Below are 26,021 nucleotides of genomic sequence, written 5' to 3' on the forward strand. Positions count from 1 at the left end.
CGACAGGAGTGATGATATGACCGCTACCACCTTCTTCGATCTGCTGGAGCGACTGACCAGCCTGATGCGCATCTGGAACCGCCAGCACCCGCTGCTCGCGGAGCTGCAGCCGATCCAGGTCAGCGCGCTGATCTACCTGTCGCGCTGCAACCGCTACTCCAACACGCCGCTGGCGGTGACCGAGTACCTCGGGCTGACCAAGGGTACGGTGTCGCAGTCGCTCAAGGCGCTGGAGGCCAAGGGCCTGATCGAAAAGAGCCAGGACCAGCGCGACCGGCGCAGCGTGCACCTGGAGCTGACGGCACTGGCTCGCGAGCTGCTGGCCAGCGTGGCGCCGCCTCAGTTCCTGAGCGCGGCGCTGGAGCAGATGGGCGAGCGGGCGCAGGATCTGGAGGCGTTGTTTGGCGACCTGCTGCGGCAGATCCAGCGCAGCGAGGACGTGCCCGGCTTCGGCCTGTGCCGCACCTGTCGCTTCCACCAGCAGCGTGACGGCGCGCCGTTCTGCGGTCTGACCCAGGAGCCGCTGCGCCAGCCCGATGTCGAGCTGATCTGCCGCGAGTACCAGGTCGCCTAGACCCGGGCGATGGTCGCCAGGCCGGTGGCGATCAGCTTCTCCGCGCCGTCCTTCACCGCGAACACGTCCGCTCGGCACACCGCCTGGCGCTGCCCGGCCTTGAGCACCTCGCTGCGACAGATCAGGCGTTCGCCCAACGCCGGGGCCAGCAGGTTGAGCTTGTACTCGCTGGTAACCACGTCGCCGACCATCGAGGCCGCGGCCCAGGCGCAGCCGCTGTCGACCATGAAGCCGACCACGGCGCCGTGCAGGTAACCGTGGTGCTGGCACAGGTCGGGGCGGCTGCGCACCTGCAGGCTGACCCGGCCGGGCTCGAAGTCGAGCAGTTCGGCGCCCAGCAGCTGGGCGAAGGTGGAGTGCTGCAGTGCCTGCTCCAGGCGCTCGCGGCTGATGCCGGCGGCGTTTTCGCGGGTGGTGTTCATGAGGGAGCTCCTCGCGGGGTGGGGAGCTTGCAGTCTTGGCCCGCTTTGCCGCGTCGGCCAAATGCATCCACGGGCGTGATGGGCCGGCATCAGCCTTGACTTGCCTCGGAGCCTTCCCTAGCGTGCCGTGTTTCGTTGGACGGCAGGACACAGCGCATGAGCGAAGACGATCGCATCAAACTCGAACCGGGCTGGAAAGAGGCCCTGCGCGACGAGTTCGAAAAGCCCTACATGAAGGCGCTCGGCGAATTCCTGCGCAACGAGAAGGCGGCCGGCAAGGTGATCTACCCGCCGGGCCCGATGATCTTCAATGCACTGAATTCCACGCCGCTGGACCAGGTCAAGGTGGTGATCATCGGCCAGGACCCCTACCACGGTCCGGGACAGGCGCACGGCCTGTGCTTCTCGGTGCAACCGGGCGTGCCGGCGCCGCCCTCGCTGGTGAACATCTTCAAGGAATTGAAGCGCGACCTGAACATCGACATCCCCGACCACGGCTACCTGCAGAGCTGGGCGGAGCAGGGTGTGCTGCTGCTCAACACCTCGCTGACCGTGCAGCAGGCCAGCGCCGGCTCCCATGCCGACAAGGGCTGGCAGCCATTCACCGACAAGGTGATCGAAGTGGTCAACGCGCGGCCGGGCAACCTGGTGTTCCTGCTGTGGGGCGCGCACGCGCAGAGCAAGCAGAAGCTGATCGATGCCACCCGCCATCTGGTGCTGAAGTCGGCGCATCCGTCGCCGCTGTCGGCCTACAGAGGCTTCCTCGGCAACGGCCATTTCAGCCGCGCCAACCAGTACCTCAAGCAGTGCGGCCTCACTCCGATCGACTGGCGACTACCTCCGCTGTAGCGCCGTCGCAAGCCAGCTCGGCGATGTCCTCGCGCAGGGCGCCGAGGCTCTCCTGCAGACGCTGGCGCTGCGCGGCGTCGGCGCTGGCGATCAGCTGGCCGAGCAGCACCGCCAGGCTGCGCTCGCCATCCTCGAAGGACTCCCGATAGGCCTCGCTCCAGTAGCTCTGCCGCTCGCGCAGCAGGCGTTCGATGCGCTGCGGGAAGTCGGCGCTGCGGCGGCCTTCCAGCTCCTGCAGCAGCGCCGCCTGCCAGCGCTCGCGGCTGTCCAGCCACAGGCGGTTCTGCTCGCCGCGGCGCTCGGCCCAGGCCCGCACCAGCGCCTGTTGCTGCTCATCGAGATCGCCGAACCAGGGCTGCAGGCGTTCCTCGGTGGTTTCCGCGCGTTTGGCGATCTGCTGGGCGAGCGGGGGTTCGACGAACTCGCGGCGCAGCTTCTCGTTTTCCTCGGCCATCTGTTCGCGCAATTGCTGCACCTGCAGCGGGGTGAGCTGTTGCAGCAGGCCGGCGGCGGTCGGGCCGATCTCGCTGGAGACCTCGCCCAGGGCCATGCGAAGGTCGGCGAAGCGTGCCTCGAAGTGCGCCGCGTCCAGGCCGCCGGCGGCCAGGTCGGCGCGGTCCTGGTCCAGCCAGCTGGCCAGCTGCGGCAGCTGGGTGCTGCAGTGCCAGGCCAGGTGCTGGTCGAGACGCGGCTCGAGCCAGGCCTTCTGCTCGTCGTTGAGGTCGAGGTAGCTGTCGATGCGCCAGGTCAGCAGGCGGTCGAGGTTGCGGTAGGCCAGGTCGAGACGGCTGCAGGCCGTCAGCAGGCTGATGCCCACCAGCAGCGCGATCAGGGGAAGGGCGGAGATGCGTCGTCGCATGGCATGCCTCACCGTCGTGGCCTGGGTCGAGCATAGCGGGCGCGAATGGCAGCGGTGTGACGGCCTGTTCGCGCGACCGCTCGCATCAGTCCAGGCGTTTGTGGATGCGTGCCACGGCCAGGCCCAGCAGTGCCACGCAGAACACTATTAGGATCAGGATCTCCAGCCACAGTTCCTGCAAGCCGGCCTCGCGCAACATGATGCCGCGCGACAGGCGCAGGTAGTGCGTCAGCGGCATGAACTCGGCGAACCACTGGGCCGCCTTGGGCATGCCGGCGAAGGGGAACATGAAGCCGGACAGCAATATCTGCGGCAGGAAGGTGAAGAAGGCCATCTGCATGGCTTGGAACTGGGTGCTGGCCAGGGTCGACAGCCACACGCCGAGGGCCAGGCTGGCGATGATGAACAGCAGCGAGGCGCCGTAGAGTTCGAGGATGGAGCCGCGCACCGGCACCTCGAACAGCCAGTGGCCGACCACCAGGATCACCGTCACCTGGATCAGGCCGATGCCGATGAAGGGCAGCACCTTGCCGATGGTCAGCTCCCAGGGCGACACGGGCGTGGCGATCAGCAGCTCCAGGTTGCCGTGCTCCCGTTCCCTGACCAGCGCCACGGCGGTGAACAGCACCATGGTCATGGTCAGGATCACCCCGAGCAGCCCGGGCACGGTGTTCAGCGGCGCCAGGCGTTCGGGGTTGTAGAAATTGACCACCTCCACGCCCTGGGCGCCGCTCCAGCCGGGCAGCGGATAGGCCGCCAGCTGACGCGCCGAGGCCTGCACGCTCTGATCGGAGCCGTCCACCACCAGCTGCAGGGGCGGGCGCTCCCGGCGCTGCAGGCGTGCCTCGAAATCGCTCGGCACCACCAGCGCGGCGCTGATGCTGCCTTCGCGCAGCAGGCGGTCGATCTCCTGCGGGTTGTCCAGCCGGTACTTCACCTCGATCACCTGGCTGGAGGTGATTTCCGCGATGGCCTCGCGCGACTGTGCGGTGTTGGCCTGGTCGAGCACGGCGGCCTCGATGCCGCGCACATCCATGTTGATGGCGTAGCCGAACAGCACCAGTTCCAGCAGCGGCACGCCGGCGATCATGACGAAGGTCAGCTTGTCGCGGCGCAGCTGGCGCAGCTCCTTGAGGACGATGGCGCCCATCCGGCGCAGGTTCATGGCGTGGCCTCCAGCGGCTTGCGGGTGACGGCGACGAACACGTCTTCCAGGTTGGCCTCGCCGTCGCGCAGCTCGGCATTCACCCCGGCGCGGCGCAGGACGGCGGCGATGTCATCGCGCACGCCGTCGGCGGCGCAGAGCACGCGCAGGGTGGCGCCGATCTGCGCCATGGCCAGCACCTGGGGGTGGCCCTGCAGGGCGCGCTGGGCCTCGCGCGGCTGCGCGCATTCGATCAGCAGCGGGTGGCCGGGCAGGGCGTCCATCAGCTCGCGCGGGCTGCCGTCGGCCACCAGGCGGCCGGCGTCGAGAATCCCCAGGCGCGTGCAGCGCTCGGCCTCATCCATGTAGTGGGTGGAGACCAGCAGGGTGGTGCCGGCCTCGGCCAGCTCGAACAGCGAGTCCCAGAATTCCCGGCGCGACTGCGGGTCGACGGCGCTGGTCGGCTCGTCGAGCAGCAGCAGGTCGGGCTTGTGCAGCACCGCCCCGGCCAGGGCCAGGCGCTGCTTCTGGCCGCCGCTCATGGTGCCGGCCATCTGCTTGCGGCGGTCGGCCAGCCAGTAGCGCTCCAACAGCTCGTCGATGCGTTTGCGGGTCTCGCGGCGGCCGATGCCCTGCACGGCGGCCAGGAATTCCAGGTTCTCCTGCACCGTGAGGTCTTCGTAGAGCGAGAACTTCTGCGTCATGTAGCCGATGCGCCGCTTCAGTTCCTCGGCGTCGCGCGGGATCTGATAACCGAGTACTTCCACCTCGCCCTCGCTGGGCTGCAGCAGCCCGCAGAGCATGCGGATGGTGGTGGACTTGCCGCAGCCGTTGGGGCCGAGGAAGCCGAACACCTCGGCGCGCGGCACCGAGAGGTCGAGGTTGTCGACCGCGGTGAGCTTGCCGAAGCGCTTGCTCAGGCCGCGGGCGCGGATCACCAGTTCAGTGTCGTTCATCGATGCGCTCCGCCTGCAATGGCAGGCCGGCCGGCAGCTGGCGCGCGGCCTCGCCCTCGAGCACCACCTCGGCGCGGTACATCAGGCGGCTGGCATCGTCGCCAGTGAGGGCGTAGTAGGGCGTGAAGCTGGCCTCGCTGCGGATGTTGCGCACGCGACCGTCGAAGGGTTGCTCGATGCCCTCGACGCGGATGCGCAGGGTGTCGCCCACCTTCACCCCGGCGCGGATGCTGGCGGGAATGAACAGCCGCGCGTAGGGCGCCTCGCCGACCAGCAGGCTGACCACTTCGGCGCCGGCCGGCGGCTGGTCGCCAACCTTGAACGGCAGGGCGTCGATCACGCCGGCGCGGGGTGCGCGCAGGCTCAGGTGCTCGCGGCCGACTTGCAGCTGGGCCAGGTTGCCGCGGGCGGCATCCAGGGCGGCGCCAGCCTGTTCAAGCTGCTCCGGGCGGGTGCCATTGGTCAGCTCGCGCAGCTGCGCCTCGGCGCTGCGGGTGGCGGCGCTGGCCTGGTCACGGGCGGCGCGCGAACGGTCCAGTTCGGCAATGGCCACCTGCTTGCGCTGGTAGAGCGCGGCGATGCGCTGGAAGTTGCGCTCGGCGTCGGTCAGCTCGGCGCGGTTGCGCGCCAGGGTGGCGCGGGCCGCGTCGATGGTTTCGCTGCGCGCGCCGTTGCTCAGTTCGGCCAGGCGCGCGGCGGCCTGGTCCACCTCGCCACGGGCCTGGGCGATGCGGGCATCCTGGCGGCGCGGATCAAGTTCCACCAGCAACTGGCCGGCTTCGACCCGGTCGCCCTCGGCGACCTTCCAGGCCAGTACGGGCTCGGAGGTCTCGGCGGGCAGGCCGATGCGGTCCCATTCCAGGGTGCCGAGCAGCTGTTCGCCGCCGGAGTCGCAGCCGGTCAGGCCGGCGACCAGGAGACTGGCGAGCAGCAGACGTGATCGCAGCAGACGGTACATCTCAGGGCTCCATTGCGCCCTTGAGCAGGGCGAGGGTGTGGGCGATCAGCGCGTCGTCGCCGATCTGTGGGTTGGCGAACACGCCACGCCAGATGGGCGCGGCGGCGTAGGGGAGGAGGGTGAGGCCGATCAGCGAGACCACCAGCAGGCGCGGGTCGAGGTCGGGGTTGAGCGCGCCGCGGGCCTGGGCCGCGGCGAATTTCTGCGCCAGCAGCAGCGGCACCATCGGCGCGATGCGGTCCATCAGGCGCTCGCGCAGCACGCCGCCGTCGCAGAGGATCTCGCGCACCCAGAGCTGGGAAATCCATGGGTGGGTGGCGACGTTGCGGCTCATGTCACGGAGGAAGGCTTCGACCAGCGCCAGCGGATCGTCGCCGGCCTGCTGCAGGCCCTGGGCGGCGGTGGTCACCAGCGGCAGGAAGCGTTCCTCGACCATGGCGTCGACCAGGCCGTCCTTGCCGCCGAAGTAGTAGTTGAGCAGTGCAGGAGTCACGCCCGCGCGCTCGGCAATGGCGCGCAGGCTGGTGGCGTGGATGCCCTGGTGGGCGAAGAGATTGGTGGCGATGTCCAGCAACTGCTCGCGCAGCACCGTGGCATCGGCGGTCGGGCGCCCGGGGGCGCGAGGGGTTTTCGGCTGTTTGCTCATGGCCTAATAATTAAATACTCAATTAATTAATTGCAACCACCATTCGTCGAGCTCGTTCTGGACGAATAAAGTTAGCTGGCTAATAATTAGTTTTCGATTGTTTAGCCGTCCTCTCGAAGGGGCGGCTACCTTCATTCATGACGTCTTCCAACCGGTAACGCCTCCTTGCGCGACTCGCTTTCGACCTTCGTTGCCCCTCATCCCGCGGCGCTGCAGTTCGCCGCCAAGACGCTGCTGGCGGGCGCTCTGGCGCTGTGGTGCGCCTTCCGCTTCGACCTCGAGCAGCCGCAGTGGGCGCTGATGACCGCCTTCATCGTCGCCCAGCCGCTGGCCGGCATGGTGGTGCAGAAGGGCCTGGCGCGGCTGCTCGGCACGCTGATTGTCACGGCGCTGTCGGTGCTGTTCATGGCTTTGTTCGCCCAGGCGCCCTGGTTGTTCCTGCTGGTGATGGCGCTGTGGCTGGGGCTGTGCACGGCGGCCTCGACCCTGCTGCGCAGTGCCTGGGCTTATTCCTTCGTGCTGGCCGGCTATACGGTGGCGATCATCTGTCTGCCGATCACCGGCAAGCCGCTGCTGGTGTTCGACGAGGCGGTGGCGCGCTGCACCGAGATCTGCCTCGGCATTCTCTGTTCCATGGCGGTCAGTGCCGTGCTCTGGCCGCAGCGGGTCGAGCAGGCGGTGGTGCAGCAGGCGCGCGCCGCCTGGCAGGGCGGGGTGCAGGCGGCGGCCGCGGCGCTGCAGGGCAGGGCGGCCGGGCGCCAGGGGTTGCTGGAGACGCTTGGCCGCATCGTCGCAGTGGACGCCCAGCGCGAGCACGCCTGGTTCGAGGGCAGCCGCGGCCGCCAGCGTGCCCGTGGCCTGCGCGCGCTGACCCGCGAGCTGCTCGGTCTGCTGCGCCTGGCTCGCGGCGCCGCGCGGCAATGGCAGCAGCTCGACCAGGGTCAAGCCGATGGCCTGCGGGCCTGGCTGGACGAGGTCCGAACGCTGCTGGCCGAACCGGATGCGCAGCGCCAGGAGGCGCTCTATGGGCGTTTGCTGGAAGCCTCACAAGCGCCCGGGCAATCGCTGGCGCGGCAGTACTGCCTGGGACGGCTGGCGCTGGTGGTGCGCCAGCTCGGGCGCGCGCAAACCGCGCTCGGCGCGGTCGAGCGTGGCGAGGCCCCGCAGGACGCGCCGCCGCCGCTGTCCTGGCATCGCGACGTGCAGACCGCCGCCGTGTACGGCCTGCGCAGTTGCCTGACGCTGCTGGTGTTGTCGGCCTTCTGGCTGGCCACCGGCTGGCCGGCCGCCAGCGGCGCGCTGCTGCTGGCCGCAGTGGTGTGCAGCCTGTTCGCCAGCCGCGAGAATGCCGACTTGATCGGCATGGCCTTCATGCGCGGCATCTTCTATGCGCTGCCGGTGGCCTTCTTCGTCGGGCAGGTGTTGCTGCCGCAGTGGAATGGCTTCCCGCTGCTCTGCCTGGCTCTTGGCGTACCGCTGTTCTTCGGCCTGCTGGCGATGGCGAAGCCCGCCCTGGCGGGCGCCGCCACCTCCTTCTGCCTGCACTTCATCGTGCTCTGCGCGCCGCGCAACGACATGGTTTACGACGTCGCCTTCTTCCTCAACGAGGCGTTGGCCATGCTGATAGGCGTCGGTTGCGCGGTGCTGGCGCTGCGTCTGATCGTGCTGCGCAACCCGGTGTGGCACGGCCGGCGCCTGCTCAAGGCGACCCTCGACGACCTGGCGCGGCTCTGCTCGCGCAGCCTGGGCGGCGCGGAAAACTGGTTCGGCGGGCGTATGGCCGATCGCCTGTTGCAGCTGGCGCGCTTCTACCCGCAACTGCCGGAGGGTGGCCGCAGCCGCTGGGACGATGGCATCGACAGCCTCGACCTGGGCGACGAGCTGCTCCACCTGCGAGCCTGTCTGGCGGCCGCGCCCAGCGCACCGCGCCAGGCCGAGCGGCGTTTCTTCGAAGAGGCGGGCGCGGTACTGCGTCAGGGCCCGGCGCCGACGCGCGGCGAGGCGCTGGAGGCGCCGGCCCAGGCGTTCGCGCGGGCCCTGCGCGACCAGCCACCGGCGGTCGAACTGAGCCTGGCCGAGGCCGCTCTACTGCAACTCACCCACAGCTGGCGGCATTGGTGCGCGCGGCAAGGAGAGAACCATGGAGCTGCGTGAATGGACGCTGGGCGGCGTGCTGCTCAGCCCCATGCTGGTGTATGCGCTGCTGGCGCTGCTGCTGACCGGCGTGCTGCGCCTGGGCCTGCAGCGTGCCGGCCTGGCGCGCTGGATCTGGCACGAGGCGCTGTTCGACTGCGCCCTGTATGTCTGCGTGCTGGCGGGGCTCGTGGCCCTGCTGGCGAGCTGGTGAGGAGTCTGTGATGCGTGCGTTGCCCCGAATGATGCTGACGATGCTGGTGGTCGCGGTCGCGCTGCTGGCCGGGTGGTGGCTGTGGCAGTTCTACATGCTGTCGCCCTGGACCCGCGACGCCCGCGTGCGCGCCGACGTGGTCACCCTCGCGCCGGACGTGTCCGGCTGGGTGGTCGAGCTCAAGGTGCGCGACAACCAGCAGGTCAAGGCCGGCGACCTGCTCATGAGCATCGACCGCGAGCGCTACCAGGCGGCGCTGGACAAGGCCCGCGCCCTGGCCGAGACCCGTCGCCAGCAACTCAACCTGCGCCAGCACGAGGCCTCGCGCCGCGCGCACCTGGGCCCCCAGGCGATCAGCGCGGAGCTGCGCGAGAACGCGCAGATCAACGCGTCCATCGCCCGCGCCGAATTGCAACAGGCCGAGGCGGAGGTCGAGCTGGCCGAGCTCAATCTGCGCCGCAGCGAGGTGCGCGCGCCGCGCGCGGGTCAGGTCACCAACCTGCACCTGGCCCAGGGCAACTACGTGCAGGCCGGCCAGGCGGTGATGGCCCTGGTGGCGGACGACTCGTTCTATGTGCAGGCCTATTTCGAGGAGACCAAGCTGCCGGGCATCCGCGTCGGCGCGCCGGCCGAGGTGACCCTGATGAGCGGCGGCGAGCCGCTGAAGGCGAGGGTGCAGAGCATCAGTCGCGGCATCACCGACCGCAACGCCACGCCCGATGCGCAGCTGCTGGCCAACGTCGAGCCGACCTTCAACTGGGTACGCCTGGCCCAGCGTATTCCGGTGCGTTTCGAACTGGACGAGGTGCCGAAGGATTTGCCGCTGAGTGCGGGGATGACGGCGAGCGTCAGGGTGGTGGAGTAGGGCGGGTGAAACCCGCGTTCGAGCCGTAGGGTGCGCCGTGCGCACCGTGTGGCACGGCATGCGGCCGTTAGTGCGCGCGGCGCACCCTACGAGAGGGTCAACCGACGGTGACCTTCGGCATCTCCGGCATATTCAGGGTCTGCTCGGCACGCGGGGCCAGCACCTCGGCCTCGCCGTCCACCACCTGCTCCTGGTTCTGGTTGAACACGCGGGTGGCCAGGCGCACGCGGCCCTTGGGCAGCTTTTCCAGCACTTCCAGCTGCACGGTCAGGGTGTCGCCGAGCTTCACCGGGCGGGTGAACTTGAGCTGCTGGCCGAGGTAGATGGTGCCCGGGCCCGGCAGGTTGCAGGCGATGGCCGCGCTGATCAGCGCGCCGCTGAACATGCCGTGGGCGATGCGCTCCTTGAACATGGTTTCGGCGGCGAAGGCGGCATCCAGGTGCACCGGGTTGTTGTCGCCGGAGACGGCGGCGAACAGCTGCACGTCGCGCTCTTCCACGGTCTTCACCAGGCTGGCCTGCTGGCCGACTTCGAGCTTGTCGTAGGGGATGTTGGTGACCTGGGTCATACGGGTTCCTCGATGGGGGTGGCGCACGAGCGGCTGCGGACCAGGGTCCGCTCCAGCCAGTCGCGCAGATAATGGGTGACCTCGTCGCGGTTGCTCTCGTTGAGCAGCTCGTGACGGGCGTCGGGGTAGATCTTCAGTTCGACGTCGCGGATACCGGCGGTGCGCAGGGCGCCGGCCAGGTGGCCGAGGCGCTTGCCCTGGCTGACCGGGTCGCGGTCGCCGCCGATCACCAGCAGCGGCAGGTCGGCGTCGATCTGCGCCAGGTTGCGCACCGGGGTGATCTGCTGGAAGCCATCCATCAGGTCGCACCACAGCTGGGTGGTGCAGACGAAGCCGCACAGCGGGTCGGTCACGTACCTGTCCACCTCGACCGGGTCGCGGCTGAGCCAGTCGAAGCCGGTGCGGTTGGGCTTGAAGGCCTTGTTGAAGGAGCCGAAGGAGAGGAAGTCGATCAGCCTGCTGCGCCCGGTCGGGCCCAGGCGCCAGCGCTCGAGGCGAGTGATCAGGCTGGCGGCCTGGTACAGCGGCAGTGGCTGGTAGTTGGAGCCGGACAGGATCGCGCCCTGCAGGCTGCAGCTGTGCTGCATCAGGTAGGCCATGCCGATGTAGCTGCCCATGCTGTGGCCGAGCAGGAAGATCGGCGCCTGCGGGTGCTGCTGGCGGATGTGGTGGTTGAGGCTGGCGAGGTCGCCGACCACCTTGCTCCAGCCGCCCTCGTCGGCGTAGTGGCCAAGCACGCCGTGCTGCGCGGTCAGGCCGTGGCCGCGCTGGTCGATGGCGTAGACACCGTAGCCGGCGGCGTTGAGCGACGCGGCCCGGCGCGCATAGCGCCCGGCGTGTTCGGCCATGCCGTGGGCGATCATCAGCAGCGCCTTGGGCGGTGCCTCCGTCGGCCAGTGGTAGGCGTGCAGGGCGGTGCCGTCGCTGGCGTCGATCCGGAATTCGTGCTGCATCATGGCGATCCTTGCGCCCGGTGGAGTGGGGCATTGTGCATGGCCGTCGCGGCATCGCAAAGGGCCGTCGACGCCACGGCCCATGGCGCCTGCGGGGCCTGGGTATGCTCGGGCGCCAGGCCCGGGCCAGAGGCTCGGCGTCGGTCCCCGGCAATCGCCGGACAAGCATGGTAAAGATTCATGCGGTCAATGTGCGCCCCGGGGCTATTTGCCTAGTGCCGGCGAGCTGCTAAGTTCCGGCGCAGCCCGGTCGCATTCGCAGGCGTCCGGTTAGCTCATTCAGGTCAAGGGGATAAGAACAATGCAACCTGACTTCTGGGACGACAAGCGCCCGGCCGGCGTCGCCAACCAGCTCGACTTCAACCACTATCGCTCGGTGGTCGAGGTGTTCGAGCGCTCCTGCAAGAAGTTCGCGGACCGCCCCGCCTTCAGCAACCTCGGCGTCACGCTGACCTACGCCGAGCTCGAGCGCTACTCCGCGGCTTTCGCCGCCTGGCTGCAGAAGAACACCGACCTCAAGCCCGGCGATCGCATCGCCGTGCAGATGCCCAACGTCCTGCAGTACCCCATCGCCGTGTTCGGCGCCATGCGCGCCGGGCTCATCGTGGTCAATACCAACCCGCTGTACACCGTGCGCGAGATGCGCCACCAGTTCAACGACGCCGGCGTGCGCGCGCTGGTGTACCTCAATACCTTCGGCAAATCGGTGCAGGAAGTGCTGCCCGATACCCAGATCGAGTACCTGATCGAGGCGCGCCTGGGCGACATGCTGCCGAGCCTGAAGGGCCTGCTGGTGAACACCGTGGTCAAGCACGTGAAGAAGATGGTGCCCGACTACGAGCTGCCCCAGGCGGTGTCCTTCAAGGACGCGTTGCGCGCCGGCAAGGGCCATTCCTTCCAGCCGGCCAAGCTGAGCCTGGAGGACGTCGCCGTGCTGCAGTACACCGGCGGCACCACCGGCGTGGCCAAGGGCGCGATGCTCACTCACGGCAACCTGGTGGCCAACATGCAGCAGGTGCACAACTGCCTGCAGCAGACCGGCGACGACGGCCAGCCGCTGATGCGCGAGGGCGGTGAGGTGATGATCGCGCCGCTGCCGCTGTACCACATCTATGCCTTCACCGCGAACTGCATGTGCATGATGGTCAGCGGCAACCACAACGTGCTGATCACCAACCCGCGCGACATTCCCGGCTTCGTCAAGGAGCTGGGCAAGTGGCAGTTCTCCGCGCTGCTGGGGCTCAACACCCTGTTCGTCGCGCTGATGGACCACCCCGACTTCAAGAACCTCGATTTCTCCCGCCTCAAGCTGACCAACTCCGGCGGCACCGCGCTGGTCAAGGCCACCGCCGAGCGCTGGCAGGAAGTGACCGGCTGCGCGGTGGTCGAGGGCTACGGCCTCACCGAGACCTCGCCGGTGGCCACCACCAACTGCTATGGCCCGCTGGCCCGCCTGGGCACGGTCGGCATCCCGGTGGCCGGCACCGCGCTCAAGGTGATCGACGACAACGGCGTCGAGCAGCCGGTCGGCGAGCGCGGCGAGCTGTGCATCAAGGGCCCGCAGGTGATGAAGGGCTACTGGCAGCGCGAAGAAGCCACCGCCGAGGTGCTGGACGCCGAGGGCTGGTTCAAGACCGGCGACATCGCGGTGATCGACCCGGACGGCTACGTGCGCATCGTCGACCGCAAGAAGGACATGATCATCGTCTCCGGCTTCAACGTGTACCCGAACGAGATCGAGGAAGTGGTGATGGCCCACCCGAAGGTCGCCAGCTGCGCCGCCATCGGCGTGCCGGACGAGAAATCGGGCGAGGCGGTCAAGCTGTTCGTGGTGGCTCGCGAGGGCGGCGTTTCCGTGGAAGAGATCAAGGCCTTCTGCAAGGAAAACTTCACCGGCTACAAGGTCCCCAAGCACATCGTGCTGAAGGAGTCCCTGCCCATGACGCCGGTCGGCAAGATCCTCCGTCGCGAGCTGCGCGATATCGCCTGAACCGCTGTATTCCGGGCATTTCGCTCGGGTTTCGAAAAGATGACCGGGCAGCGATGTTCGGTCATTTTTTTGACCGCCGTGGCCATGTTTGGTGCTAGGCGACCCCTGGCAAAGCTGCTACTCTCGGCACGCTTTGCGCCGGTCCCACCTCGCGTCAAGGTCAATCATCACAACAAACAACCCGCCACCGTGCGCGGTGTAGACAAGCTGTTGCTCAGGAGTAGGCTTCCATGACCGATAACTTCTGGAAGGACAAATACCCTGTTGGTGTCGCTGCCGAAATCGACGCCGACCAGTACCCCAATATTCAGGCCGTACTGAAAGAGTCCTGCCAACGCTTTGCCGATAAGCCTGCTTTCAGCAACATGGGCAAGACCCTGACCTACGGCGAGCTGTACCAACTCTCCGGCGTTTTCGCCGCCTACCTGCAGAACCACACCGACCTCAAGCCGGGCGACCGCATCGCCGTCCAGCTGCCCAACGTCCTGCAGTACCCGGTCGTGGTCTTCGGTGCCATGCGCGCCGGCCTCATCGTGGTCAACACCAACCCGCTGTACACCGCGCGGGAGATGGAACACCAGTTCAACGACTCCGGCGCCAAGGCGCTGGTCTGCCTGGCCAACATGGCTCACCTGGCCGAGGAAGTGCTGCCGAAGACCGGCGTCAAGCACGTCATCGTCACCGAGGTGGGTGACCTGCTGCCGCCGCTCAAGCGCCTGCTAGTCAACGCCGTGGTCAAGCACGTGAAGAAGATGGTTCCGGCGTTCAACCTGCCGCAGGCCGTCAAGCTGAACAAGGCCCTGGCCATGGGCCGCGGCAAGGCGTTCACCGAAGCCAACCCGAGCAACGGCGACATCGCCGTGCTGCAGTACACCGGCGGCACCACCGGCGTGGCCAAGGGCGCCATGCTGACCCACCGCAACCTGGTGGCCAACATGCTGCAGTCCAAGGCGCTGATGGGCTCCAACCTGGGCGAGGGCTGCGAGATCGTCATCTGCCCGCTGCCGCTCTACCACATCTACGCCTTCACCTTCCATTGCATGGCGATGATGCTGACCGGCAACCACAACATCCTCATCACCAACCCGCGCGACCTGCCGGGCACGGTGAAGGAACTGTCGAACTGGAAGTTCACCACCTTCGTCGGCCTCAACACCCTGTTCGTCGCCCTGTGCAACAACGAGGACTTCCGTCGCCTCGACCTGTCCAGCCTGAAGCTGACCCTGTCCGGCGGCATGGCCCTGCAGCTGGCCACCGCCGAGCGCTGGAAGGAAGTCACCGGTTGCTCCATCTGTGAAGGCTACGGCATGACCGAGACCAGCCCGGTCGCCACCGTCAACCCGTACCAGAACATCCAGATCGGCACCATCGGCATCCCGGTTCCGTCGACCCTGTGCAAGGTCATCGACGACGCCGGCAACGACCTGCCGCTGGGCGAGCGTGGCGAGCTGTGCGTCAAGGGCCCGCAGGTGATGAAGGGTTACTGGCAGCGCCAGGAAGCCACCGACGAGATCCTCGACAGCGAAGGCTGGCTGAAGACCGGTGACATCGCCGTGATCCAGGACGACGGCTACCTGCGCATCGTGGACCGCAAGAAGGACATGATCCTGGTGTCCGGCTTCAACGTGTACCCGAACGAGCTGGAAGACGTGCTCGCCACCCTGCCGGGCGTGCTGCAGTGCGCCGCCATCGGCGTGCCGGACGAGAAGTCGGGCGAGGCCATCAAGGTCTTCGTGGTGGTCAAGCCGGGCGAGAGCCTGACCAAGGAGCAGGTGATGGAGCACATGCGCGCCAACCTCACCGGCTACAAGGTGCCGCGCTTCGTCGAGTTCCGCGACACCCTGCCGACCACCAACGTCGGCAAGATCCTGCGCCGCGAACTGCGCGACGAGGAGCTGAAGAAACTGGCCGCCACGGCCTGATTTCCTCGGTGATGAATAGCCCCGCCTCGGCGGGGCTTTTTCGTTCCTGGGTGGCGCAGTGCCTGTTCATGGCCATTCGCTTAAAGGGCCGGGCAGGGTTTCTGCGTGCGGCGAAAGCGGTGGTAGGGGCGCAGAGTTCACTTGCCGTGAGTGAGCCTTCGAAACCCGTGTCCCAGGTCGTTTTCGCGTCGCATGATCAACTGGCAGGAGCAGGAGCAGGAGCAGGAGCAGGAATAGGAGCGGTGCAGTGCTCAGTCGCCTGTCAGCGCCTGGCGCAGCGCCTCGGGCAGGGCGGTCGGCTGCCTGCTCTCGGGGCAGATGCAGACCTGGGTCATCGCTGCGCGAAAGGTAACCTCCCCCGAGGCCTGGCGACCCTCCACGGCGAAACTGAACGAGGTCGCGCCGGGCGTCTCGCTGCGCACTTCGAGGGTGATCACTTCATCCCAGGTCATGGGCGCGAGAAACTCGATCGACAGCGCCCGCGCCGGCGGCAGCACGCCCATCGCGAAGACCTTGCGCAGGCCTTCGCCGCCGAGCCGGTGGGAAAGAAATTCGTGAATCGCCTCGATGGCAAAATAAGCGATGCGCGGCGTATAGACGATCCCGGCCGGATCGCAGTCGCCGAACAACACGGTGCGGGTGGTGGTGAAAGACATGCTGTCCGCCGGGCGAGCCGTTGATGAGATGCCCCCGATCATACGCCCCTCGCCCCACCGCACGCTCTCTCGTAACGCCGCACCGCTTTCGCCGAATACGCCTTACAAACGCGGCGCCTCCGTAGGGCGGCCTCGGAGCGCAGCGACAGCCCGCCACCCGCGCCTCGGCCACTCCGTATACCTGGACGCCGCACCGTCTTCGCCGGTGCGGCCAACAAAAGCGGCACCTCCCGTAGGGCGGTCTCGGAGCGCAGCGACAGCCCGCCACCCGCGCCCCGGCCACTCCGCATACCTGGGCGGCGCACCGCCTTCGCCGAATGCGCCCTACAAAGCGGCACCTTCCGTAGGGCGGCCTCGGAGCGCAGCGACAGCCCGCCAACAGGCCCGCCGACAGACTCAATCCTCCAGCCACCGCGGCGGCGGCATGGCACTCCCGCCCCAATCCACCGGATAGACCCCGTCCCGCACCAGGCGATGAAAGGTGGAGTAGGGCCAATCGGCCACCCGCTCGACCAGCCCATGCTTGACCGGATTGAAATGCAGGTAATCCAGGTGGGCGCGCAGGTCCGCCTCGTCGCGGATCAGGTGTTCCCAATAGCGCCGCTGCCAGATACCGCGCCCGCGTTGGCTGCGGTTGAGCGAGAAGCGCTTGTCGCGCAGCGGCAGGCTGCGGCTGAAGATCATCTTGATCAGGCGCCAGCGGATGGCGAAGTCCGCTTCCCCATCCGGCAGCTCGATCACGCAGTGCAGGTGGTCCGGCAATACCACCCAGCCGTGGATGCGAAACGGGTGGCTCTCGCGCACCACGCGCACCGACTCGCGCAGCAGCTCGACATGCCGTACCAGCAGGTCGTTGCCGTCGCGTTGGCGCAGGGTATGGGTGAAGAAGTAGGTGCCGCCCGGGCACCAGAGGCGGCGGTATTGCGGCATGTTCGTCGTCCTTGACGAAGGAAATCGCACCTCAGCCTAGACGGGTTTTGCCGGTTCGGCAGAGGTAATGAGCGGGATCGGCAGGTCCCGCAGGTTGTACTCGCCGTAGGCAGCACATCGATTCGGGCGATGCGCAGTGCCCGGACGGCGGTTGGCGGGCTGTCGCTGCGCTCCGAGACCGCCCTACGGCACCCCGGTTCGTCTGTTACAGCTTGAGCTTGCGGATCGCCTTGTTCAGGTCGTCGGCGAGGCCGACCAGTTCGCCGCTGGTGCTGGCCGAGGTCAGGGTCTGCTGCACGGTCTGTTCGGTGACGTCGCGGATGCCCACCACGGAGCGGGTCATTTCCTCGGCGACCTGGCTCTGCTGCTCGGCGGCCACGGCGATCTGCGTGTTGCTCTCGCGCATCAGCGCCACGGCGCGGGCGATGTGGCCGAGGGCCTCACCGGCGGCATCGGCCTCCTGCACGCAGTGGTCGGCCTTGAGCGAGCTTTCCTGCATGAATTCCACGGCGTCGCGGCTGGTGGCCTGCAGGTTGCCGATCATGCGGGTGATCTCGTCGGTGGAGTCCTGCACGCGCTTGGCCAGGTTGCGCACCTCGTCGGCGACCACGGCGAAACCGCGGCCCATTTCTCCCGCGCGCGCTGCCTCGATGGCGGCGTTGAGGGCCAGCAGGTTGGTCTGCTCGGCGATGCCGTGGATGGTTTCGACCATGCCGCCGATGGTGCGGCTGTCGTCGGCCAGCTTCTGGATCATCTCGGCGGTCTGCTGCACGCCCTGAGACAGGCTGGAAATGGCCGAACTGGCGCGGTTCACCACCTGCTGGCCCACGCCGCTGAGGCGGTCCGCCTCGGTGGACTGGTCGCGGGTATCGGCGGCGTGCTGGGCGATGTGATGCACGGTGGCGGACATCTCGTTGATCGCGGTGGCGGCCTGGTCGGTCTCGCTCTGCTGGCCGAGCATGCCGCTGCGCACCTGCTCCATGCTGCCGGCCAGGCGCCGGGCGCCGTCGTCGAGGCTGGCGGCGGCCTGGGCCACGGTGCTCACCACGCGCTGGTAGCCGGCCTGCATGGCGTTGAAGGCGCTGGCCATCTGGCCCACCTCGTCGCGGTTGCTCGCCTCGGCGCGGGCGGAGAGGTCGCCGCTGCGCTCGACATGCAGCATCACGTCCTTGAGCTGGTTGAGATGGCTGAGGATGAAGCGGATCAGCAGCTGCGAGGCGCCCAGCAGCAACAGCATCAGCACGAACACGCAGACGGCGTAGGCGCCGGCGCGGCCCTCGAACACTTGCCACAGGCTCGGCGCCCGCGCCGTCACGGCCACGCGCTGGCCACCGACATCCTGGACCCAGGCGCCGATCACCGGCGAGTCGCCGAAGGTGGCGTCGTGCTCCAGTTCCACCCAGCCGCGGGCGGAGGCCGAGAGGCCGAGCGGCGGCGTGCCGGAAGCAGGGAAGGGCAGCAGCTGGGCGTCGCGTGGCAGCGCGCTGCCCGCCGGCCAGGCGGCCAGCAATGCAGCGCGGGCCTCGGCGGACGCGCGCGCCGCGTCGGCGCGGCCCTGCTGTTCCTGCTGCATGGCGAACAGCACCAGCAGCAGGGTGGTCACGAAGGCCACCAGATTGACGGCCCAGAATTTGTACTTCAGCGAGAGGTCGAGGATCCAGTTCTTCATATAGGTAGGGTCTGCACGCAAGTGTTCTGGCATTTGGCCATATCCTGCCGGTGGCACGCTACGGCGGCGTTGATCCCGATCAACCAGACAGTTTCTGGCGCCTGCCGTTCGTCATGGTTCCAGGCTGGGCAAGCCAAGGCTGGGCTGCGACAATCGCGGGCCCGATTCGCCACCACCGCGGCCACCACGGCCGAGCGGTGCTCGCAGTATGCATTCTTGCCCATGACCGACGACCACGCCTCCCTGCTGAAGAACCTCGACCAGGCCATGCAGGCCGACCGTCACCGCCTGCGCCGCCAGTTGCAGGAGCTGCAAAGGCAGCCGGACGAGGCCAAACTGGCCCAATGGCTGGAGCGCTTCCAGGCCTCGGTCGCCAAGGTCGAGGCGCGCAGGCGCAGCATCCCGACCATCCGCTACGACGACGCGCTGCCGATCGCCGCCAAGCGCGACGAGATCAAGAAAGCGCTGCAGGAGCATCAGGTGCTGGTGATCGCCGGCGAGACCGGCTCGGGCAAGACCACCCAGCTGCCGAAGATCTGCCTGGAGCTGGGCCGTGGCGTACATGGCCTGATCGGTCATACCCAGCCGCGCCGCCTGGCCGCGCGCAGTGTGGCCACCCGCGTGGCCGAGGAAATCGGCACGCCGCTGGGTGAGCTGGTTGGCTATCAGGTGCGCTTCGAGGACCACTCCGGCGACACCAGCCTGATCAAGCTGATGACCGACGGCATCCTGCTCGCCGAGACCCAGCACGACCGCTTCCTCGAGAAGTACGACACCATCATCGTAGACGAGGCCCACGAGCGCTCGCTGAACATCGACTTCCTGCTCGGCTACCTGAAGACCCTGCTGCCGCGTCGCCCCGACCTCAAGCTGATCATCACCTCGGCGACCATCGACCTGGAGCGCTTCAGCAAGCATTTCAACGGCGCGCCGATCATCGAGGTCTCCGGCCGCACCTACCCGGTGGACACCTGGTACCGCCCCCTGGCCGCCGAGGTGGACGAGGAGGGCGAGAGTCTGCTCGACGACCTCACCGTCGACCAGGGCATCCTCGCCGCGCTGGACGAGATCGCCGCCTTTGAGAAGGCCGAGGGCAAGCGCCCCGGCGACGTGCTGGTGTTCCTCCCTGGCGAGCGCGAGATTCGCGAGGCCGCCGAGGTGCTGCGCAAGGCCAACCTGCGCTTCACCGAGGTGCTGCCGCTGTACGCGCGGCTGACCCCGGCCGAGCAGCAGAAGATCTTCGCGCCCATGGCCGGACGCAAGATCGTGCTGGCCACCAATGTCGCCGAGACCTCGCTGACCGTGCCGGGCATCCGCTATGTGATCGACAGCGGCACGGCACGGATCAGCCGCTACAGCTACCGCGCCAAGGTGCAGCGCCTGCCCATCGAGGCCGTGTCCCAGGCCAGCGCCAACCAGCGCAAGGGCCGCTGCGGCCGGGTCGAGCCGGGCATCTGCATCCGCCTGTACAGCGAGGAGGATTTCCTCGGCCGCCCCGAATTCACCGATCCGGAAATCCTGCGCACCAACCTGGCTGCGGTGATCCTGCAGATGCTGCATCTGCGCCTGGGCAGCATCGAGGACTTCCCCTTTATCGAGCCGCCAGATGGCAAGGCCATCAGCGACGGTTTCACCTTGTTGCAGGAGCTCTCGGCGGTCAACCGCGAGAGCCAGCTCACGCCGCTGGGCCGCCAGCTGGCGCGCCTGCCCATCGACCCGCGCCTGGGCCGCATGGTGCTGGAAGCGGCCAAGCTCGGCAGCCTCGACGAGATCCTGATAGTCGCCTCGGCGCTGTCCGTGCAGGACCCGCGCGAGCGGCCGATGGATCGCCAGCAGGCCGCCGACCAGGCCCATGCGCAGTGGAAGGACGTGGATTCCGACTTCGCCGCGCTGATCAACCTGTGGCGCGGCTTCGAGGAAAAACGCCAGGAGCTGGGCAGCAACCCGCTGCGCAACTGGTGCAAGAAGAACTTCCTTAATTACCTCAGGCTCCGAGAGTGGCGCGATGCCCACCGCCAGCTGGTGCTGATCGCCCGCGAGCTACAGTTGTCGGCTGGCAAGAAGGTGGATGGCTCCGGCCATCCACCCTACAAAGGCGAGCGTAGGGTGGATAACGCCGCAGGCTTATCCACCGATAAGCCAAATCAGAAGGGCCGGGCGGCGCAAGGCCCGCAGCCAACCAAAGACACCAAGGTCAATGTCATCGTCCGCGAGCAGGCCGAGGCCAGCGAAGCGGCGCAGCGGGCCAAGAGCTACGCCGCGGTGCACAAGGCGATCCTGTCCGGCCTGCTTAGCCAGATCGGCCAGAAGACCGAAGAAGGCGATTATCTCGGCGCGCGCCAGCGGCGCTTCTGGATTCACCCGTCGTCGGTGATCGGCCGCAAGAAGCCGACCTGGGTGATGACCGCCGAACTGGTGGAAACCACCAAGCTGTTCGCCCGCCAGGTGGCCAAGATCGAGCCGGACTGGATCGAGCCGCTGGCCGGCCACCTGATCAAGAAGAACCACTTCGAGCCGCACTGGGAGAAGCGCCGTGGCCAGGTGGTGGCCTTCGAGCAGGTCACCCTGTACGGGCTGATCGTGGTCGGCCGCCGCCCGGTGCACTTCGGCCCGGTCGACCCGGTGGCCTCGCGCGAGCTGTTCATTCGCGAAGGCCTGGTGCGCGGCGAGATCAACAGCCGCGCCAAGTGCCTGGCAGCCAACCGCGAGCTGCTGGAGCGCCTCGACGAGCTGGAGGCCAAGGCCCGCCGCCGCGACATCCTGGCCGACGAGGAAACACTGTACGCCTTCTACGACGCGCGCATTCCGGCGGACATCCACCAGGCCGCCACCTTCGAGAGCTGGTACAAGACCGAGGGCGCGAAGAATCCGCAGCTGCTGATCATGCGCGAGGAGGATGTGCTGGCGCGTGACGCGAAGGAAGTCACCGCCGCCCAGTATCCGGACATCCTCCAGCTCGGCGAGCTGCAACTACCGCTGACCTACCACTTCGAGCCCAATCACCCGCGCGACGGCGTGACCCTGCGCGTGCCGGCGCCGCTGCTGCCGCAGCTGCCGGCGGACCGCCTGGAATGGCTGGTGCCGGGCCTGATCGAGGCCAAGGCCATCGCCCTGGTGCGCAACCTGCCCAAGGCGATCCGCAAGAACTTCGTGCCGGTGCCGGACTTCGTCGGCGCGGCCCTGTCGAAGATCGCCTTCGGCCAGGGTTCGCTGCCCGAATCCCTCGGCCGCGAGCTGACCCGCATGACCGGCGCCCGGGTCTCCGACGAGGCCTGGGAGGAAGCGGCGCAGCAGCTGGAGTCGCATCTGAAGATGAACCTGGAAGTGGTCGACGCCCGTGGCAAGTTCCTCGGCGAAGGTCGCGACCTGGCCGAGCTGACCGCGCGCTTCGCCGAAGCCAGCCAAGCCGCCCTGGCCATCCCGCAGCAGAAGCAGGAGCAGAAGCCGGTCGAGGCCAAGGCCTTCGCCCAGGTCGCCGAGAAGACCCAGCAGAAGATCGCCGGCCTCTCCATGACCGTGTTCCCGGCGCTGGTGGAGGAGGGTGGCGTCGTTAAAGAGGGCCGTTTCCCGACCCAGGCCGAGGCTGACTTCCAGCACCGCCGCGCGCTGCAGAAACTGTTGCTGCAACAGCTTGCTGAGCCGGCTAAATACCTGCGCGGCAAGCTTCCGGGCCTCACCGAGCTGAGCCTGCTGTACCGCGAGATGGGCCGCCCCGAGGCGCTGGTCGAGGACATCCTGCTGGCCAGCCTCGACGCCTGCGTGCTCGAAGGCGAAGCCACGCTGCCGCGCGATGGCGCAGCGCTGGCTGCCCTGGCCGAGAAGAAACGCGGCGACTGGACGGCTCACGCCGAGCGCATAGCCAGGCTCACCCTGGACATCCTCAAACTCGCCCACGGCCTGCAGAAGCGCTTCAAGGGCAAGATCGACCTGGCCCAGGCCATGGCCCTCAACGACATCAAGCAGCAGCTGGCCAACCTGGTCTATCCCGGCTTCGTCCGCGAGACGCCGGGCGAGTGGCTGAAGGAAATCCCGCGTTATCTGAAGGCCATCGAGCAGCGCCTGGACAAGGTCGGCAGCCAGGTACAGCGCGACCGCGTGTGGACCGGCGAGCTGACGGCAGCCTGGGAGCAGTACCAGGCGCGCGCCGCCAAGCACGCCCAGGAAGGCAAGCGCGACCCCGAGCTGGTGCTGTATCGCTGGATGCTGGAGGAATACCGCGTGTCGCTGTTCGCCCAGCAGCTCGGCACCAGGATGGCGGTGTCCGACAAGCGCCTGGGCAAGCAATGGGCGGCGGTGGAGAGCTGATCGCGGGCGGCGGCCGAACCCTGCAGTCAGCATGATTGCCTCGCCGCCGCGCCTTCTCGTATGGTGGCGCAGCCACGGCGCCTGCTGAGCGAGCGCCGTGTTCCGTCCACGCCGGAGCCTACGACCCCTTGCCCCATTCACGACCTTCCGCGCCGAATGTACTGATATGCCTGACGGTGGTTCTGGCCTGCCTGGCGGTTTTTCTCTGGCAACCCTTGCCGCTGCAGAACCTGCGCACCGCCCTGTTCGACCAGTACCAGCGCTGGCAGCCGCGGGCGTATCAGGACGTGCCGGTGCGCATCATCGATATCGACGAGCAGAGCCTGCAGCGCCTCGGCCAGTGGCCGTGGCCGCGCACCCAGGTCGCGGCATTGGTGGAGCGTCTGCAGGCGGCGGGTGCCTCGGTCATCGCCTTCGACGTGCTCTTCGCCGAAGCCGACCGCACCTCGCCCGAGATGATGATGCGCGGCGAAGACCTGCCCCCTGCCATTGCGCAGCTACTCGCCGCGCTGCCCTCGCACGATGCCCGTCTGGCGGCTGCCGTCGCGCGCAGTCCGGTGGTGCTGGGCTTCGCCCTCGAGCGCAAACCTTCACCCGCCGGCTTGCCGCTGAGCCGTTTCGGTCTGGTCGAGCAGGGCGGCCCGGTACTCGGCCATCTGCCTGCCTTCCAGGGGGCCATCCGGCCATTGCCGCTGCTCGAGCAGGCGGCCGGCGGCAGCGGCACGCTCACCTTCCGGCCCGATAGCGATGGTGTGGTGCGTCGGGTGCCGCTGCTGGTCGGCCTCGGCCAAGCCGTTCGGCCGTCGCTGATTGCCGAGGCCCTGCGCCTGCAGCAGCGAGCCGGTCATTACCGCGCCGTGAGCAATGCGGCGGGTGTCGAGCGCATCGATATCGGTCGCCTGAGCATTCCGACCACCGCCGAGGGCGAGCTCTGGGTGCATTTCAGCCGCGCCCACGCAGCGCGCACGGTGCCCGCCTGGCAAGTGCTGGCGGGGCAGGCGCCTGCCACGCTGGCGGGCAGCATCGTGCTTGTCGGCACGTCCGCCCAGGGCCTGCAGGACCTTCGTTTCAGCCCGCTCGGCGGGATCATTCCCGGAGTCGAGGTGCATGCCCAGGCGCTGGAGCAGATTCTTGCCGGCAGCTACCTGCAGCGGCCGGGCTGGGCCATCGCCGTGGAGGCGCTGAGCCTCGCGCTGGGCGGTCTGCTGGTGTGCCTGCTCGCGCTACGCCTGCACGCGCTGGCCTCGGCATCGCTGACCCTCGGCATACTCGTCGGTCTCAACGCCCTGGCCTGGTATGCCTTCACCAGCCAGCGCCTGCTGTTCGACCTGTTCACTCCGACGCTGCTGCTGGCGCTGGTCTTCGTCGCCGCGAGCCTGATCCGCCACAGGGCGGCCGAGCGGGAGCAACGCTGGATACGCCAGGCCTTCTCACGCTACGTCTCGCCGAACCTGGTCAAGCACCTGGTCGACAACCCCGGCCAGCTGACCCTGGGCGGCCACCGCCAGACCTGCAGCTTCGTCTTCACCGACCTCACCGATTTCACCGAAATGGTCGAGCGCAAGGAGCCGGAAGCGGTGGTCAGCCTGCTCAACGCCTACCTCGATGAAGTCATCGCCATCGCCTTTCGCCATGAAGGCACGCTCGACCGCATCGTCGGCGATGCGGTGGCCATCATGTTCTCGGCGCCGCTGGCCCAGCCCGACCACTGTGCGCGGGCGCTGTCCTGCGCACTGGAGATCCATCATTTCGCCCGGCGCTATGCGTCCGAGTTACAGGCGCGAGGCATCCACTTCGGCCAGACGCGCATCGGCGTGCACAGCGGCGAGGTGGTGGTGGGCAACTTCGGCGGTTCGACGATCTTCGACTACCGCGCGCTCGGCGATCCGGTGAACACCACCTCGCGCATCGAGGGCCTGAACGCCCATGTCGGCACCGCGGTGTGCGTTTCCGAGGTGATTCGCCGGCAGTGCCCACAGGTGCCGATGCGGCCGGTTGGCGAGGTGCTGCTCAAGGGCAAGCGGCAAGCGCTGCGGGTGTTCGAACCGCTGCAGGCCGCGGGCATCGGTGGAGAATCCGACGAGGCCTACGAGGCGGCCTACGGCCTGCTGGCAGGGGACGATCCCGGCGCCGGTGAGGCCTTCGACAGCCTGCACGCGCAACGTCCCGACGATGGCCTGGTGGCCTTCCATGCCGCCCGCTTGCGGGCAGGGGAGCGGGGCGACTCGTTCGTGATGACGCGCAAGTAGGCGGGCGCGGAACGCTAGCGGAGGGTGACTTCCACCCGACGGTTCTTCGGTTCCGGCGTTTCATCGGCAGTGGGGATCAGCAGATTGCTTTCCCCGTGCGAGGTGACGACCAGCTCCAGCGCCTGCAGACCGGCGGCCTCCAGCAACCTGGCGATGTGCTGTGCGCGGCGCAGCCCGAGCTTCTCGTTCCAGGCATTGCCGCTGGTGGTGTCGGTATGGCCGATCACCGACACGGCGGAGGGACCGCGCTCGCGCAACGTCTGCAGCAGCTCCTGCACGGCGATTTTCGATTGCGGGGTCAGCTCGGTGCCACCGGTTCTGAAATACAGCAGGTAGGTCTTCGGCAGCGCCGGCTGGGCCGCCATGGCCGCCGCGAAATCCTTGTCGATGCGCGGGCGCTCCACGGCGAAGGGCTTCATGTCCGCGCCATCCAGCGCCACGCCGTGCGCGCTTTTGTCGATGCGGGTGACGCCCTTGGCGGTCTCGACGACGATCGCGCCGGTGCTGCCGTCGGGGCTTTCCAACAGCACCACATAAGACTTCGAGGCGCAGCCGGAGGTGAGCAGAACGACGAGCAGCAGGAACAACTCGCGCTTTAACGACCGCAGCATCAGCTGACTTTGACCAGGAAGCGCGTGCCTCGTACGCCGATGGTGCCGGTCGGGGTGTTGATCTGCACGGCTTCGGGTTTGAGCTTGGCGATGATGCCGGATATGTAATTGAGCGTGCCGCGGGTGATCCGCGCACTTAGCTGCAACGAATCCTGGCTGGGCTCGAAGGCGTAGGCGTCGATGGTCAATTCGCTTTCCGGCCCGACGGACATCACCGTGCTGTCTTCCAGGGTCACGCCCATGGAGCCCGTTGGTCCGGTTTTCAGCAGGCTTCCGCGGTGCAGCGGGGTGCCGACGACGGCCGGCTGAAGCTGGCCATTTGCCTGGACGAAGGCTTCACCTTGCACTTTCATCACGTAGCCGATGATCGGTTTTTGCTCTGCAGCCAGGAGCGCGGAGGGCATCAACAGGCTGGCGAGCAGGCAGAAGCCGATTCTTTTGAGGACAAACATAGTACTCTCCCTGCTGGCATCGATTCCGTAGGCGAATTGACGTCAAAATTTGCACGACATAGTAATACAAGATCCAAGCGTCATGATTTGCCACTA

At 67.8% G+C, this 26,021-nt stretch carries 22 protein-coding genes and 1 pseudogene; 9 read left to right on the plus strand and 14 right to left on the minus strand.

All coding sequences use genetic code 11. The features are described from left to right. Window positions 1–16: 16 nt before the first annotated feature. Window positions 17–574, plus strand: a complete 558-nt coding sequence (locus NF616_RS13595) for a MarR family winged helix-turn-helix transcriptional regulator (RefSeq protein WP_252273825.1) — start codon at window positions 17–19, stop codon at window positions 572–574. Here the strand turns inward: NF616_RS13595 and NF616_RS13600 are convergent. After that, the gene (locus NF616_RS13600) at window positions 571–996 is read right to left on the minus strand and encodes a PaaI family thioesterase (protein WP_252273826.1); all 426 of its coding nucleotides are present in this window, start codon (window positions 994–996) and stop codon (window positions 571–573) included. The genes NF616_RS13595 and NF616_RS13600 overlap by 4 nt on opposite strands. A 156-nt stretch (window positions 997–1,152) precedes the next feature. Here NF616_RS13600 and ung point away from each other — a divergent pair, with 156 nt between their 5' ends. After that, complete coding sequence (ung, locus tag NF616_RS13605; protein ID WP_252273827.1) at window positions 1,153–1,845, plus strand: uracil-DNA glycosylase; 693 nt, start codon at window positions 1,153–1,155, stop codon at window positions 1,843–1,845. Here ung and NF616_RS13610 read toward each other — a convergent pair. The 5 genes from NF616_RS13610 to NF616_RS13630 form a co-directional block, all read right to left on the minus strand. Then, window positions 1,811–2,704 carry a DUF6279 family lipoprotein gene (locus NF616_RS13610; protein WP_252273828.1) on the minus strand — a complete coding sequence of 298 codons (894 nt, stop codon included), beginning with the start codon at window positions 2,702–2,704 and terminating at the stop codon, window positions 1,811–1,813. The two genes, ung and NF616_RS13610, sit on opposite strands and share 35 nt — an antisense overlap. A gap of 85 nt (window positions 2,705–2,789) precedes the next feature. Further along, entirely contained in the window at window positions 2,790–3,869 is a 1,080-nt protein-coding gene (locus NF616_RS13615; RefSeq protein ID WP_252273829.1) for an ABC transporter permease, read from the minus strand. Beyond that, window positions 3,866–4,804 (minus strand): ABC transporter ATP-binding protein, encoded by a 939-nt coding sequence (locus tag NF616_RS13620; protein ID WP_252273830.1) that lies wholly within the window; start codon window positions 4,802–4,804, stop codon window positions 3,866–3,868. Before NF616_RS13620 ends, NF616_RS13615 begins: the two co-directional genes overlap by 4 nt. Further along, window positions 4,791–5,762: an HlyD family secretion protein gene (locus NF616_RS13625; protein WP_252273831.1), complete on the minus strand. Its 972-nt coding sequence runs from the start codon at window positions 5,760–5,762 to the stop codon at window positions 4,791–4,793. The genes NF616_RS13620 and NF616_RS13625 overlap by 14 nt, the downstream gene beginning before the upstream one ends. 1 nt (window position 5,763) lies before the next feature. Further along, entirely contained in the window at window positions 5,764–6,408 is a 645-nt protein-coding gene (locus tag NF616_RS13630) for a TetR/AcrR family transcriptional regulator (protein WP_252273832.1), read from the minus strand. A 165-nt stretch (window positions 6,409–6,573) separates the two neighbouring features. On the opposite strand from NF616_RS13630, the gene NF616_RS13635 reads away from it, so the two are divergent. From NF616_RS13635 to NF616_RS13645, 3 genes are read left to right on the plus strand one after another with little or no spacing between them, the layout of a single operon-like run. Further along, window positions 6,574–8,562 carry an FUSC family protein gene (locus NF616_RS13635; protein WP_252273833.1) on the plus strand — a complete coding sequence of 663 codons (1,989 nt, stop codon included), beginning with the start codon at window positions 6,574–6,576 and terminating at the stop codon, window positions 8,560–8,562. Continuing rightward, complete coding sequence (locus NF616_RS13640; protein ID WP_252273834.1) at window positions 8,549–8,755, plus strand: DUF1656 domain-containing protein; 207 nt, start codon at window positions 8,549–8,551, stop codon at window positions 8,753–8,755. Before NF616_RS13635 ends, NF616_RS13640 begins: the two co-directional genes overlap by 14 nt. Window positions 8,756–8,765: 10 nt before the next feature. Continuing rightward, on the plus strand, window positions 8,766–9,620 hold the full coding sequence (locus NF616_RS13645; protein WP_252273835.1) for an efflux RND transporter periplasmic adaptor subunit: 855 nt from the start codon (window positions 8,766–8,768) through the stop codon (window positions 9,618–9,620). A 97-nt stretch (window positions 9,621–9,717) separates the two neighbouring features. On the opposite strand, the gene NF616_RS13650 is transcribed toward NF616_RS13645, so the two are convergent. Then, the gene (locus tag NF616_RS13650; RefSeq protein ID WP_252273836.1) at window positions 9,718–10,188 is read right to left on the minus strand and encodes a MaoC family dehydratase; all 471 of its coding nucleotides are present in this window, start codon (window positions 10,186–10,188) and stop codon (window positions 9,718–9,720) included. Then, entirely contained in the window at window positions 10,185–11,141 is a 957-nt protein-coding gene (locus tag NF616_RS13655) for an alpha/beta hydrolase (protein WP_434091884.1), read from the minus strand. Before NF616_RS13655 ends, NF616_RS13650 begins: the two co-directional genes overlap by 4 nt. 301 nt (window positions 11,142–11,442) lie before the next feature. On the opposite strand from NF616_RS13655, the gene fadD2 reads away from it, so the two are divergent. Together fadD2 and fadD1 are read left to right on the plus strand one after the other, a co-directional pair. Beyond that, entirely contained in the window at window positions 11,443–13,131 is a 1,689-nt protein-coding gene (gene fadD2, locus NF616_RS13660; RefSeq protein WP_252273838.1) for a long-chain-fatty-acid--CoA ligase FadD2, read from the plus strand. 230 nt (window positions 13,132–13,361) lie between these two features. Continuing rightward, entirely contained in the window at window positions 13,362–15,053 is a 1,692-nt protein-coding gene (gene fadD1 / locus NF616_RS13665) for a long-chain-fatty-acid--CoA ligase FadD1 (protein WP_252273839.1), read from the plus strand. Between the two features lie 251 nt (window positions 15,054–15,304). Here the strand turns inward: fadD1 and NF616_RS13670 are convergent, their stop codons facing one another. From NF616_RS13670 to NF616_RS21435, 4 genes and pseudogenes are all read right to left on the minus strand, one after another. After that, the gene (locus tag NF616_RS13670; protein WP_252273840.1) at window positions 15,305–15,709 is read right to left on the minus strand and encodes an acyl-CoA thioesterase; all 405 of its coding nucleotides are present in this window, start codon (window positions 15,707–15,709) and stop codon (window positions 15,305–15,307) included. A 396-nt stretch (window positions 15,710–16,105) separates the two neighbouring features. Continuing rightward, the gene (locus NF616_RS13675; protein ID WP_252273841.1) at window positions 16,106–16,639 is read right to left on the minus strand and encodes an REP-associated tyrosine transposase; all 534 of its coding nucleotides are present in this window, start codon (window positions 16,637–16,639) and stop codon (window positions 16,106–16,108) included. A gap of 205 nt (window positions 16,640–16,844) precedes the next feature. Further along, window positions 16,845–17,729, minus strand: a complete 885-nt coding sequence (locus NF616_RS21430; protein WP_434091892.1) for a methyl-accepting chemotaxis protein — start codon at window positions 17,727–17,729, stop codon at window positions 16,845–16,847. Then, window positions 17,715–18,341: pseudogene (locus tag NF616_RS21435) on the minus strand (HAMP domain-containing protein); the annotation flags it as partial. The gene NF616_RS21430 and the pseudogene NF616_RS21435, both read right to left, overlap by 15 nt. 189 nt (window positions 18,342–18,530) lie before the next feature. Here NF616_RS21435 and hrpA point away from each other — a divergent pair. Together hrpA and NF616_RS13690 are read left to right on the plus strand one after the other, a co-directional pair. Continuing rightward, window positions 18,531–22,613 carry an ATP-dependent RNA helicase HrpA gene (gene hrpA / locus NF616_RS13685; protein ID WP_252273843.1) on the plus strand — a complete coding sequence of 1,361 codons (4,083 nt, stop codon included), beginning with the start codon at window positions 18,531–18,533 and terminating at the stop codon, window positions 22,611–22,613. A gap of 176 nt (window positions 22,614–22,789) precedes the next feature. After that, a complete protein-coding gene (locus tag NF616_RS13690; RefSeq protein ID WP_252273844.1) occupies window positions 22,790–24,862 on the plus strand; it encodes a CHASE2 domain-containing protein in 2,073 nt (690 codons plus the stop codon). Between the two features lie 14 nt (window positions 24,863–24,876). Here NF616_RS13690 and NF616_RS13695 read toward each other — a convergent pair whose 3' ends face one another. Beyond that, window positions 24,877–25,449, minus strand: coding sequence for an OmpA family protein (locus tag NF616_RS13695; RefSeq protein WP_252273845.1), 573 nt, complete (start codon window positions 25,447–25,449; stop codon window positions 24,877–24,879). A 23-nt stretch (window positions 25,450–25,472) separates the two neighbouring features. Next, window positions 25,473–25,925: a FecR family protein gene (locus tag NF616_RS13700; RefSeq protein ID WP_252273846.1), complete on the minus strand. Its 453-nt coding sequence runs from the start codon at window positions 25,923–25,925 to the stop codon at window positions 25,473–25,475. Window positions 25,926–26,021: the final 96 nt, after the last annotated feature.

The organism is Pseudomonas subflava, assembly GCF_023823685.1.
Lineage (GTDB): Bacteria > Pseudomonadota > Gammaproteobacteria > Pseudomonadales > Pseudomonadaceae > Aquipseudomonas > Aquipseudomonas subflava.

What these genes read in the sequence shown, in the direction of transcription:
- hrpA (WP_252273843.1), top strand. Translation starts at nt 18,531, where the DNA reads ATGACCGACGACCACGCCTCCCTGCTGAAGAACCTCGACCAGGCCATG.
- NF616_RS13610 (WP_252273828.1), bottom strand. Translation starts at nt 2,704, where the DNA reads ATGCGACGACGCATCTCCGCCCTTCCCCTGATCGCGCTGCTGGTGGGC.
- NF616_RS13615 (WP_252273829.1), bottom strand. Translation starts at nt 3,869, where the DNA reads ATGAACCTGCGCCGGATGGGCGCCATCGTCCTCAAGGAGCTGCGCCAG.
- NF616_RS13600 (WP_252273826.1), bottom strand. Translation starts at nt 996, where the DNA reads ATGAACACCACCCGCGAAAACGCCGCCGGCATCAGCCGCGAGCGCCTG.
- NF616_RS13650 (WP_252273836.1), bottom strand. Translation starts at nt 10,188, where the DNA reads ATGACCCAGGTCACCAACATCCCCTACGACAAGCTCGAAGTCGGCCAG.
- NF616_RS13675 (WP_252273841.1), bottom strand. Translation starts at nt 16,639, where the DNA reads ATGCCGCAATACCGCCGCCTCTGGTGCCCGGGCGGCACCTACTTCTTC.
- fadD1 (WP_252273839.1), top strand. Translation starts at nt 13,362, where the DNA reads ATGACCGATAACTTCTGGAAGGACAAATACCCTGTTGGTGTCGCTGCC.
- ung (WP_252273827.1), top strand. Translation starts at nt 1,153, where the DNA reads ATGAGCGAAGACGATCGCATCAAACTCGAACCGGGCTGGAAAGAGGCC.
- NF616_RS13700 (WP_252273846.1), bottom strand. Translation starts at nt 25,925, where the DNA reads ATGTTTGTCCTCAAAAGAATCGGCTTCTGCCTGCTCGCCAGCCTGTTG.
- fadD2 (WP_252273838.1), top strand. Translation starts at nt 11,443, where the DNA reads ATGCAACCTGACTTCTGGGACGACAAGCGCCCGGCCGGCGTCGCCAAC.
- NF616_RS13595 (WP_252273825.1), top strand. Translation starts at nt 17, where the DNA reads ATGACCGCTACCACCTTCTTCGATCTGCTGGAGCGACTGACCAGCCTG.
- NF616_RS13620 (WP_252273830.1), bottom strand. Translation starts at nt 4,804, where the DNA reads ATGAACGACACTGAACTGGTGATCCGCGCCCGCGGCCTGAGCAAGCGC.
- NF616_RS13670 (WP_252273840.1), bottom strand. Translation starts at nt 15,709, where the DNA reads ATGTCTTTCACCACCACCCGCACCGTGTTGTTCGGCGACTGCGATCCG.
- NF616_RS21430 (WP_434091892.1), bottom strand. Translation starts at nt 17,729, where the DNA reads ATGGCCAGCGCCTTCAACGCCATGCAGGCCGGCTACCAGCGCGTGGTG.
- NF616_RS13630 (WP_252273832.1), bottom strand. Translation starts at nt 6,408, where the DNA reads ATGAGCAAACAGCCGAAAACCCCTCGCGCCCCCGGGCGCCCGACCGCC.
- NF616_RS13645 (WP_252273835.1), top strand. Translation starts at nt 8,766, where the DNA reads ATGCGTGCGTTGCCCCGAATGATGCTGACGATGCTGGTGGTCGCGGTC.
- NF616_RS13625 (WP_252273831.1), bottom strand. Translation starts at nt 5,762, where the DNA reads ATGTACCGTCTGCTGCGATCACGTCTGCTGCTCGCCAGTCTCCTGGTC.
- NF616_RS13655 (WP_434091884.1), bottom strand. Translation starts at nt 11,141, where the DNA reads ATGCAGCACGAATTCCGGATCGACGCCAGCGACGGCACCGCCCTGCAC.
- NF616_RS13640 (WP_252273834.1), top strand. Translation starts at nt 8,549, where the DNA reads ATGGAGCTGCGTGAATGGACGCTGGGCGGCGTGCTGCTCAGCCCCATG.